At 41.5% G+C, this 12,030-nt stretch carries 5 protein-coding genes and 1 pseudogene; 1 reads left to right on the top strand and 5 read right to left on the bottom strand.

All coding sequences use genetic code 11. The features are described from left to right. Window positions 1–29: 29 nt before the first annotated feature. Both DW800_RS10970 and DW800_RS10965 read right to left on the bottom strand, forming a co-directional pair. The gene (locus tag DW800_RS10970) at window positions 30–1,658 is read right to left on the bottom strand and encodes a RagB/SusD family nutrient uptake outer membrane protein (RefSeq protein WP_227224418.1); all 1,629 of its coding nucleotides are present in this window, start codon (window positions 1,656–1,658) and stop codon (window positions 30–32) included. Window positions 1,659–1,683: 25 nt separating this feature from the next. Next, window positions 1,684–4,695: pseudogene (locus DW800_RS10965) on the bottom strand (SusC/RagA family TonB-linked outer membrane protein); the annotation flags it as partial. A 432-nt stretch (window positions 4,696–5,127) separates the two neighbouring features. On the opposite strand from DW800_RS10965, the gene DW800_RS10960 reads away from it, so the two are divergent. Further along, window positions 5,128–6,348, top strand: a complete 1,221-nt coding sequence (locus DW800_RS10960; protein ID WP_117877829.1) for an ATP-binding protein — start codon at window positions 5,128–5,130, stop codon at window positions 6,346–6,348. A gap of 96 nt (window positions 6,349–6,444) precedes the next feature. On the opposite strand, the gene DW800_RS10955 is transcribed toward DW800_RS10960, so the two are convergent. Genes DW800_RS10955 through DW800_RS10945 form a run of 3 tightly spaced genes read right to left on the bottom strand, consistent with a single transcriptional unit; the run spans window position 6,445 to window position 12,015 of the window. After that, window positions 6,445–7,398: a hypothetical protein gene (locus DW800_RS10955; protein ID WP_117877827.1), complete on the bottom strand. Its 954-nt coding sequence runs from the start codon at window positions 7,396–7,398 to the stop codon at window positions 6,445–6,447. A gap of 30 nt (window positions 7,399–7,428) precedes the next feature. After that, window positions 7,429–9,018 carry a RagB/SusD family nutrient uptake outer membrane protein gene (locus DW800_RS10950; protein WP_117877825.1) on the bottom strand — a complete coding sequence of 530 codons (1,590 nt, stop codon included), beginning with the start codon at window positions 9,016–9,018 and terminating at the stop codon, window positions 7,429–7,431. Between the two features lie 30 nt (window positions 9,019–9,048). Then, window positions 9,049–12,015 carry a SusC/RagA family TonB-linked outer membrane protein gene (locus DW800_RS10945; RefSeq protein ID WP_119958058.1) on the bottom strand — a complete coding sequence of 989 codons (2,967 nt, stop codon included), beginning with the start codon at window positions 12,013–12,015 and terminating at the stop codon, window positions 9,049–9,051. Between the last annotated feature and the right edge of the window lie 15 nt (window positions 12,016–12,030).

Genomic DNA, 12,030 nt, shown 5'->3' with positions numbered 1-12,030 from the left:
ACAAATTCTATTAAAAGTTAGTTCATTGGTTAATTGTTACCCGGTGCAAACTCCCCTATCGGAGTAGGACGTTTAGCAATAGCACCGGACGGGTCCGGATTGTTCATTCCCTGAAGGGCGGTATTTGAATCGACTTCGGTCTTAGGAATCATCAATGTCCAATTGGGCTTCACACCTTTACAGTTTATCTTGAAGATATCTTCTATAAAGTTGGTACCCTCATAATTCTGAATGACATCCGGTTTCAGACGTTTAGCCGTAGGGAATGCGATTCCCTCACCCCAGAACTCGATACGCATCTGCTTCAACACCTCAAGTTGGAAATTACGCAAATCACCCGTACTGAAATTGTAATTGCTCTGGCGGTACTGCTTCATAAAGTTATTCAACAACTGTACGCCTGCTGCCACATTCTGGCTGGCACCTACTGCTTCAGCCTCTATGAGATACATCTCTTCCACACGCATCACGGGAATATCTGCAGCCGCACCCACAGAATAAGTGTTATAGTCACCACCCACGGGGCGGAACTTCAATGACATATAATCCGGTTGTTCATCCAGCCATGCATTGCCTCTCACTGACTGGTAAGCGTAAGTACTTCTGTCCGGGTCAAGGTAAGAATATTTGCGGAAATCGGTAGCAGGAATCGCGTCATAAAGTGAACGTGCCATCTGGAGCTTAGACAAAGAAGCATATCCCCAATCCGCTTCATTGGAAATGTGACCAATGAAATTAGCAAGATTACCCATATTGGAAGCCGTGGGGTGAAGGTACCACATCCATGCAGAAGTAGCCGTATTGAAACCGGTAGTGGGATTATGCCACTGTGATTCGCTCATAGGTGTTGCTCCCGACTTATCAATAGCCTTGCGGGCATACTCGGCTGCTTTAGCAAACTGACCATCCCACATATATACCTTGGCCTTCAGACCATATACGACCGCCAAGTCAGGGAAGTTCTTACTGACAGGTGTATAAGACTCCAGACCGATCTCTGCCTTGTCAAGGTCGGCAAGAATAAAATTCACCAATTCTTCGTGCGTTGCACGCGGATTGCTCTTCGCAATGTCGTTAGTTGTCGCCTCAGTCACAATGGGCACCGTCAGCCCCAGTACCTTGCTACAATCGGTATAGATATTTTCTACCGGTTCGAAAAGTACCATCAGCGTATAATAGTCCAATGCACGGAAAGCATGGGCTATACTTCCAAGTCCACGCATTTCATCGGTAATTGTGGGATCAGTCACATCAACGGCCGCAATCACGTCATTGGCCGATTTAACGAACTTATATAGGGTGAAGTAAGGCAAATATGAATAATAGCCGGTGTCGTTCATACCATTATTGGCATTGAAGCGCCACCACCAGTCATACCCGTAATCTGTAGCCACAACATCACCCAGCAGTTCTGTCTGGGCCAACATCAATGAGGGATAAGCAAGGTCGGTCTCATGGGTTTGCTTACCGTACACCAGATAACCCTGTACCATTTGCGATGGCAAGCCATTAAGCGAAGCCTCAATTGCTGTAGCCGATGCACCAATCTGATCGGAGGTCGCTGTAGAATCTTCGGGGAAAACCTCTTCTATACAGCCGGTCAATACCGTGGCCGATACGACCATAGCCGAAAATAGTTTGAATATATTCTTCTTCATAATCATTGTAATCTATATATTAGGTTTAGAACTCAAATGACACACCACCGGAGATGGTACGCATCGGTGAATAGAAAGTAGCATTGGTTGTCTCGTCGTATGACTGACGTGGGTCGAACCCTTTACGTTTAGACCAATAGAAAACATTTTCTGCCGACATATACACGCGCAATGAGTTGATGGCCAACTTTCTTGTCCACTTGGAAGGTAACGTGTAGCCCACATTAATATTCTGGATATTCAAGAAGCTCGCATTTGTCAAGAAGCGCGTAGACATTGCCCCTGAATATTGGTCGTTCATCTGGAAACGAGGGATATTAGTATTTGTGTTCTCAGGAGTCCATGAGTTCAGCAAATCCTTATGGTAGTTGTAACCAGCCGTACCATAAGGTGACGACATAAAGTAAGCATACGTACCATCATATTGCTTACCACCAATCTGGTAAGTGAAGTTTATGCCGAAGTCCACGCCATATACTTTCAGTTTGGTACCGAAACCACCATACACCTTAGGTATTGAGCTTTCCTCTGTGATGTAATAGTCAGCCTGAGCATGATTCGTAGTCGTTTCACGTCCGGTGATATTGCCGGCCTCGTCCTTGACATTCTTATAGAACAAAGACTCACCCTTTTCATTCACTCCGGCATACTCCTTCAAGCGCCATGTAAACATAGACAAATCCTCACCAATGAAGAAGCTTCCGTTAGAATAGCCCTTATATCCTTTTCCATCAGCTGTATACTCAGTAGTAATCAACTTATCAGGATCAAGCATCGTAATACGGTTCTTCAAGGTTGAAATGTTCACATTCACATCCCACGTAAAGTTACGTGTATCGAAGATATTCACATTGAAGTCCATTTCCACACCACTATTGACCATGTTACCAACGTTGTCCATATAGGAAGCATAACCCAATGATGGAGCCACGGTAAATGAGAACAACATATCCGAAGTCTTACGTCTGTAGTACTCAATGCTACCGGTTACACGGTTCCACAACTGGAACTCTGCACCGATATTGAAGTTAGTGTTGGTTTCCCAAGTGATGTCTTTAGTGCCCTTAGATTTAAATGAAGTACCAAGGCTGTTGTTAGAGTTGATAATGTTAAATCTATCCGTATAGAGGAAGTCACCGATATTGTCATTACCTTGTGAACCAATAGAAGCCTTCAGCTTCAGTTCCTGCACCCATGAAGCATCAAACCAGCTTTCTTTGTTGATAAGCCACGCACCGCCTACCGACCAGAATGTACCCCAGCGATGGTCCGGATGGAAACGGCTGGAAGCATCACGACGCAAAGAAGCCGAGCCGAAGATGCGTTCGTCATAATTGTATTGCAAACGGCCGAAGAAACCTTCATTGTTACGACGCTCTTTATAGGAAGAAGCACCTTGTCCGTCGATAATGGCACCGTCCAATTCCTTATTGCCTTGAGAGAACATCTGCGACTTGCTGGCCCCAAGTTCATAGTAGCGATAATCATAATATTCGTGACCTAAAAGAATATCGAAGTTATTGTCGCCAAACGAACGGGCATAAGAAACAAGTTGTTGCAGGTTGTAATCGTAAGTACGTGTATGATACTTACTCACTGTACCGCCAGTGGAGTCGAACTGCCCGTAGTAAGGATTGTAAACGTAACTATGACGTGTCTCATCCAAGTTGAAAGCACCATTGAATGTCACCTTTAGGCCTTCTATAGGAGTTATATCTACAAAGGCGTTGCCGTTAATGGCATTTCCTTCAGAGTTTCTGGTATTTAGTTTATTGTCTAGAATAGGGTTGGCATCAGCAATGAAAGGACGCTGCATACCTGCATTGATACCACTACCGTAGTCCATCATTCCAATACCATTATTATCCACCATGATGCTGCCGTCAGCATTGCGCACGTAGGCGGGATAGATGGGAGCCATTTGGGTAACAAACGCCCATATATTACCGGTAGACGAACTGGTACCATTGTTACTCAACGAGTTAGAATCAAAACGTGCATATCCCATATTACCACCAATCTTCAACCACTTCTTTGCCTGATAGTCGGCTTTCAAACGGCCTGTCAAACGTTTCAGGTCAGAGCCTTCAGTGATACCCTCATTTCCAAGATAACCTAAAGAAACATAGAAAGAGGACTTTTCATTGGCTGCGCTCACCGAGAAGTTGTATTCCTGACGCAGACCGGTACGCATTCCCACATCTTCCCAATCATCCGGAGTCAGCAGATAGTCACGTCCTTTATAATTCACAACTCTACCCAATGTGGCGTTGGGATTAAGTTTACCGTTCTGACCGATGAGGAATTGCCCATCGGGAACTGTATATACATTGTATCCCAATCCACCGTTGGAGCCAAACAGATTCTTGTTTGCCTCAAGCCATGCAGCTTGGTCATTCATTCCCGTTGACTTATAATAATTGTTCATGGCACGATAATGCATCTCGTAGTACATGCCAGGATTGTCAATCACTTCATATTTCTGCAACGCTCGAGTGTTAGCACCCCACTTAGCATCAAAAGTCACCTTAGCCTCTCCCGACATATTGGCCCTTTTGGTAGTGATGATAATTACACCATTAGCACCACGAGCACCGTAAAGAGCATTGGAAGCCGCATCCTTCAATACTGTCATTGACTCAACGTCGTTAGGATTGATATTATTAATATCACCGCTATAAGGAGCGCCGTCCACAATAATCAGAGGGTCATTCTTTGCATTGATTGAGCTAAAACCACGAATCTTGATGGATGACTTTGAACCCGGAGCACCGTCATTGGAAGTCAGTGTCACACCCGGCACAGCACCTGCCAAGGCATCAGTAACATTCGTCACTTGCGACTGCTCCAGCTTTTCGGTACCAACCACCTTAGCCGAACCCGTAAATGCAGACTTCTTTGCTGTACCGAAAGCAACCACCATTACCTCATCAAGCATCTCAGTATCAGACTTCATCACCACTTTTAAGCTGGGTTTTATTGCCACTTCTTGGGTCTGCATACCAATATAAGAAATCACCAGAGTTTTCGCGGAACTACAATAAGTGTATATTGCTAAAAAACAATTGTTTACGTTTGCTATAAAACGGAGTTTATTCTATTGTATATTATCTATAAAGGTATATGGCAAAGGGAGGTAAGTGGCTCGAAGTACCCATTTCATACCGTTTTGAATAATTAAAAGCTGATAATGAGCGCGTTATTGTAACATTTCATTCTACTCTTTTAATTGGTGATGTACTAATTAACCCAATAAATGTTTTTTATTCAAGAATAACGATAGATTATATAGAGGAATTTATCTTGAAAGATAAATTTTATCCATGAAAGTTCCAAAATATTTTTTTGTTGAGAAATATTTGCTTTACATATGTTATTTATAATTGATGAATATATAATATATACGGTAAGATTCAATTATAATTGAAATATTTTATATCTTTGTATATAAACTAAATCATGTTTGAATATGAAAAATTATATCTCCCGTCCTTTATACATAAAGAGAATTGAACCGTTTATTGATAAAAATATAATAAAAGTAATAACCGGCCAACGTAGGATAGGTAAAAGCTACATTCTTTTACAGATATCAGATATCATAAAGAAAAACATACCGGAAGCCAACATTATTTTTGTAGATAAAGAGCAACTTTCCTTCACGGAAATTAGGAACTACATGGATCTTTATCAGTATGTTTTAAAGAAGGTTATTGGGCATAATCATAACTATCTCTTTGTAGATGAAATCCAAGAGATTGAAGAATTCCAATTGTGTCTGCGGAGTTTATTGAATGAAAATAAATGCGATATCTATTGCACCGGAAGTAATGCTAAAATGCTATCCAGTGAACTTGCTACTCAATTGGCAGGAAGATACATAGAATTTCCCATTCATTCACTTAGCTATGGGGAATTCTTAACTTTCAATCAATGCCAAGACTCCACCGAAAGTCTAAAACTCTATCTTACATTCGGAGGTATGCCCTACATTCATAATCTAACAATGGACAAGAATATCATATTCGAGTATTTGAGAAACGTTTATTCTACTATCCTACTAAAAGATGTGGTCGCACGTGAATCAATCCGAAATGTTTCTTTTTTGGAAAATCTCGTAGCTTATCTGATAGATAATACCGGTTCTCTTTTTTCTGCCCAGAATATTAGTAAATATTTAAAGTCGCAACACGTCAACATTCCTACGCAGACAATTCTGAACTATCTAAAGGCACTGTGCAATAGTTTCTTTATTTACAAAATTCAACGAGCAGAAATCCAAGGAATGAAAATCTTTGAGATTGGTGAGAAATATTATTTTGAAGATTTGGGATTACACAATTCCATACAGCATTTCGATTTTCGAAAAGACATCAACAAGTTAATGGAAAATATAGTATGCATTGATTTGTTAAGATATGGATATGAAGTATATGTCGGAAAGAGTGGAAATAAGGAAATTGATTTCATTGCTTCCAAAGACGACCATAAAGTCTATATCCAAGTAGCGTATATGCTTCCCGATGATGCCACTGTTCAGCGAGAATTCGGCAATCTTTTGGAAATAGCAGACAATTACCCCAAATATGTAGTTACAATGGATGAAATGCAGAGTGGGGGAAATTATAAAGGAATCAAACAGATTTCACTGCGAAACTTTCTGTTAGCGGAAGATAAGGAAAAATTATAAATCAACGATTCAATCTTTATGAACCGGTATTTAAAGTAAAAAGCCGATTCCTTGTGTGAACCGGCTTTTTTTAATGTGCATTTTTTTATTTTTAGGTTACTCTGTCTCCAAAGAATTAAGATATGCCTCTGCACTTAAGTACAGATAAGATGGATTAGAGCAGGGATATTTACCACCCTCCTGATAACCAGCCATACTTACGTACAACGAATTAGCCGGGAAGGTAATGCTACCGGCCTTTTCATTATAAACGCCCAAAGGATAAGAGGCTATATTGGTAGACAAGTTACCATAGACAGAGCCACCGCTAAACATGCCATACCCCCAGTCCATGCCATATTGAACCGGTTTCAAGGAAGCGCCCGACTTAGTTACATCAATAATGAAAACATATTCACCGGGAACAACGTCACCCTCCTCATTAAAAGGATAACCATTGAAACCTCCAACCTCATCTTGTGCAGTAGCTACTTTAGCAAACGGGCTGTCAAAGCGGAAACGTGTACTGGTAGCGGTCGTGGTCTTTTCAATTTCCACCGCCAAAGGAAGAGACGAATCTACACCGAAGAAATTAGAAACTGTACCATCCAAATAATACCCGGTACCAATAGACTCCCATTTCAGAATAGCGAAATTCACAGAAATCTCATGGTAACCGGAAGAGTAATTGCTAACATCATCTCCACTCAAAGCCAACTGCAAATTATAAGTAATACCCTCTGCAGCCGATGGTACTTCAACAGTCAGTTTTGCAGTTTTTTCTCCAGCCGCAAATGATACCGTAGAAGGACATACAAACACATTTTCTTCATTATTAACTACAGTAACGTCAACAGTGCCTGCAGCATCTGTCAATGCACGTGTAAGTGTCACCTCAAAAGAGGTGATTCCTGGCTCTACTTCCACTGTTTGGGTGTAATTGCCCACAAAGCAGATACCTTGGTTACCGTCTTCCAGTTCTCCCAAAGTATAACTTTCTGCATCAGGATCACAAGATGTAGCTATCAGCGCGATGACAAATAGATTAAGTATCTTATTTATATATTTCATATTCCGTATTTTTAATAGTTAATTTATTCTTTATTCCACATCAGGTATTGGTGCCGGTGCTGAAACCAACGGATTGTTCTCCAACAACGGATTATATTGTACTTCTTTATTAGGAATACTGTAAATCTGAATCGGATCACCTGCTGCAATATTAAATACGGCAGTAGTCGGGAAACCACATCCCAAACGGTTAACGCCTTTATTCAGACGCATGATATCGAAATATGCCATACCTTCTCCCCAGAATTCAAGACGACGTTGTTGCCAAACAGCTTCTTGCGCCGCCTCCGGTGTAGTAGCGGCACACTTATAAGAGGGATCACGATACGTGGTGACAAAAGAGTTAAGAGTAGATACACCACCACTAACGTTACCACTCATAGCCTGTGCCTCTGCCTTGATAAGATACATCTCCTCAACACGCATCAGTATTACATCCGTAGCATTGTTGTCAGTTCCCCATTGATCATTCAGTACTCCATACTTCACTTGTGTATAAGCGGGTGCCTTTTTACCGGTAATGTATGTCTGGGCAGCAGCCGGCAAATTAGCAGATATGCCTTCACTATTCAAGAACCAGCCTTTGCGGACATCACTTGCTGGTATCTGGTCGTACAGTTTAGGACTGATTCTACGCCATGCGCCTACTGAAGCATAACCATAATTCAAAGACCCCATATGTGAAGGGAAATTACAGATACCGGTTGTACTCACACGGTCTTGCTCTGTAATCAGAATACCCCACATCCATGAGTTATCTTCAATATTGATAAATGAAGGTTTACTTACATCCGAACGTGAATACGGAGTAGAAGCCGTGTTGGCAAGTGCAGATTCCGCATCCTTCAGAGCTTCAGCATAGTTATGCATTGCCAAATAAACACGTGCACGAATACCGTATGCGACATCAAGACTGACATAACGCTTGTCAGCACGTTCTTTTGTAGTAGCTGTCAGCAACTCAATAGCCTTATTTAAGTCTGTCAAGATAAAATCATAAGTTTCTTGTACAGTAGAACGGGTACACCCATTGGCAGCGACTTCTGCTGCGTTCTGCTCTGTAATCAAAGGCAGGCCCATAGCACTCTCATGCCCCTTGTAGTTGAATTGATACAACTGTACCAATGTAAAATAGTCAAAAGCACGGATTGCCAGTGCTTGTGCCAAATAGTACTGCAATGTCGGATCCTCTGTTGCATTATCTACGGTACCGATTACATTGTTGGCCGTGTAAATCTGATTATACAGTGTTCCCCAGAATTCAATGGTAGCTGTGCTTGTATTCAAACAGTCACTGTAATTGGCTGAATTGGAATACCAGTTATAGCCCGTGATATCCGAAATCATGTCCGTACCTCTTGACTCTGTAGCCAGCATGATAGTAGGAAAACCTATATCACTATGTACATTGTCGTCTTCTGTGTAGATTTTGGCATATTGGGTGAAATTCGCAGCCACAGCTGCTACACTTGCTTCCAGCCTGGAAGGATCGGATTCAACAACTTCCTCCTTTTGGTCGGATGTAATGGTCGAGCTCAGCGGTTCCGTATCCAGATCTGTACATCCGGTTACCATCAAACCAAGCATAACATACGGGGTTATTTTATATAATTTCTTCATATTCTTTCTATTTTTATTATTGAACTATTATCAGAATGTTACTTTCAAACCACCAGAAATAGTACGTATAGGCGTATATCTATCCGTGGAAGCTGTAGTGTAGCTCATACGTGGGTCAAGACCTCTACGAGCAGAAAAAAGAGCCACATTGTCAGCCGCACCGTAAATACGCAAACTTCCGATACCCAGACTTCTCAACCATCTCTTAGGTAAAGTATAACCCAGGGTGATGTTATTGATAGAGAAATAATCAGAACTTGTCAACCAACGGTCTGATGAAGAATTGGTATACTTGTCAATGGCATCTACACGCGGAATATTGGTATTTTTATTCTCCGGTGTCCATGCGTTCAAGATGTCCTTGTGCCAGTTATATCCCATATAATGAGAATCACCGCCATGCATGAAAGCTTGATAGCCACTATCATAAATGGTACCACCCAGCTGATAAGCACACTGGATAGAGAAATCAAAACCACGGAACTCCAATGTAGTGCCGACACCACCATAGATAGTGGGCAGCAGGTCACCGGAAGCTTGTCTGTTGGAATTGTAGGCAGCAGACCAGTCCCACGTCTTGTATTCTACACCATCCTCACCCTTTGCCCAATACTGTGCTTCACCACTATCAGGGTCTACTCCAGCATATTTTGTCAGATACATCTGATATAGAGATTCACCTTCACGATAAATGTAAGAACCACTAATCATCTCTCCCTTCAAATCCGGATGCAATTCAAGTATCTTGTTTTTCATCAATGTTCCATTCCAATTAATCACCCACTTCAAATTATTGTTTTCAATTGGAGTATAGTTCAATTCAATCTCAACACCGGAATTGCGCACCGAACCGAGATTCATAGGGAATTGGGTATAACCGTTGGACATTGCCACCGGTTTGTAATACAACATGTCCTTAGTCTGTCTGTTGAAGTATTCAATTGTACCGTCAATACGTCCTCCCAAAAGGGCGAAGTCCACGCCCACATTGAATGAATTGGATGTTTCCCATGTGATGTCTTTATTTCCCTTATAGTAAAGCACGCCATCAGAGAAAACGCCGTCGGACCCACTTACCGTAAACTGATCCTGATACGGATAGTAGTTTGTATATCCCTTATAATAGAGGTTGTCATTACCCTGCTGACCGAAAGAAGCCTTTAGCTTCAGCATATTAATCCAATCATATTGGCTGATAAAGTTTTCTTTCGCCATATCCCATGCTGCACTCACACTCCAGAAGTTACCCCAACGGTTATCCGGATGGAAACGGGAGGAAGCATCGCGACGATAAGAAACACTACCATAATACTTCTCATTGAAATCATAGCTGGCACGTGTAATGATACCGATTGTGGCATATTCATTGTAACTACCAGAACCATTCTTACGGTCGATAATATTGGAAGCTGTCCAGTTATTATCACTATACATGTTATATCCTAAAATATAGTGGCTCTCTGTATTGAAGTCCATGCTTTCATAACCTGCCAAAATATCTAAGTTATGGTTACCGAATGACTTTTTGTAATTCAACAAATATTGTTGGTCAAGCGAATAAACGCGTGAGGAATACTGCATAACAGAACCACCATAAGAAGCCGACTGACCATAATATTTGTTACCCACACTATGTTGGCGTGTATTGTCAATATGCAAACCCAATGAAGCAGTCAAAGACAAACCATCGATAATATCAACCTTAGCATACCACTTTCCATTCAAAATATCCATCAAATATTTCTCTGTATCATAAAGGAAACCACTCATAGGATTAGACATACTCATGAAGTTACGAGTAAAATTTGTACTTTCACCATCACCATAATCATATACATGATAACCGGTATTGGTATTATATTTAAAACTACCGTCTGCATTACGTACATACATCGGATAAATTGGTGCAATAAAGTTACCAACAAAGAACGCATTACCGGAAGAAGTAGCGGCGTCGGTATCCTGATCGCCCGGTGAACGGCTTGTTACATTTGAATAGCTAAGATTAACTCCGAGCTTCAACCACTTTTTAGCCTGATAATCCACGTTCATACGAGTGGAGATACGTTCGAAACCTGAATTTTCAATAATACCTTCATCATTCAAATAACTGGCAGACAGATAGTAGCTTAATTTGTCCGAACCACCAGAAACACTAAGATTATACTCTTGACGCAAATTACTTTGGAACATCTCATCAGACCAGTTGTCCGGTGTATAATAATAGTCACCGTCACTATATCCCAGAGCTGCATAAGGGTTCAACTTGCCGTTCCGACCAATAAGATATTGTCCATCAGGTATGGTATAAACTTGGTAGCCCAGCTTTGGGAACAAGTCTGTATTGGCCAATTGATAAGCCCGTTCTGCTGTATATCCGCTATTATATAAGTATCCGTTATACAAAGCAGAATATGCAGTCTCCATATAGGTATTTGCATTCTGCAATACATCATAGTTTTTCACTAAGCGGGAGTTGACTCCCCAACGGGCGTCTAAAGAAATCTGCGTATCACCGCTCTTACCTTTCTTTGTAGTAACCAAAATAACACCGTTTGCACCACGTGCACCATACAAGGCAGCAGCTGCAGCATCTTTCAATACGGTCATTGATTCAATATCTTGTGAATTGACAGCGGAGATATCTCCTTCATAAGGAATACCATCCACTACATACAGAGGATTGTTGCTGGCATACATAGAACCGATACCGCGAATACGAACTGTCGCACTCGTACCCGGCTGGCCGTTTGTACTTTGTGTCTGTACACCAGATACAGTACCGGAAAGTGCATTCGATAAGTTGGAGACCTGACGTTTCTCCAATGTCTCAGACTTGATCACAGAGGCTGAACCAGTAAAAGCGGACTTCTTTGCTGTACCGTAAGCTACTACCATTACCTCATCAAGCATCTCAGAATCGGAACGCATGAATACTTTTATATTCGGCTTAATATCAACCTCTTGAGTCTGCATACCAATGTACGAAATCACCAGAGTTTTCGCGGAACT

Source organism: Bacteroides sp. AM32-11AC (assembly GCF_003603515.1).
In the GTDB taxonomy this organism is placed as follows: Bacteria; Bacteroidota; Bacteroidia; order Bacteroidales; family Bacteroidaceae; genus Bacteroides; species Bacteroides uniformis.
This window is presented reverse-complemented; position numbering and strand designations above follow the sequence as displayed.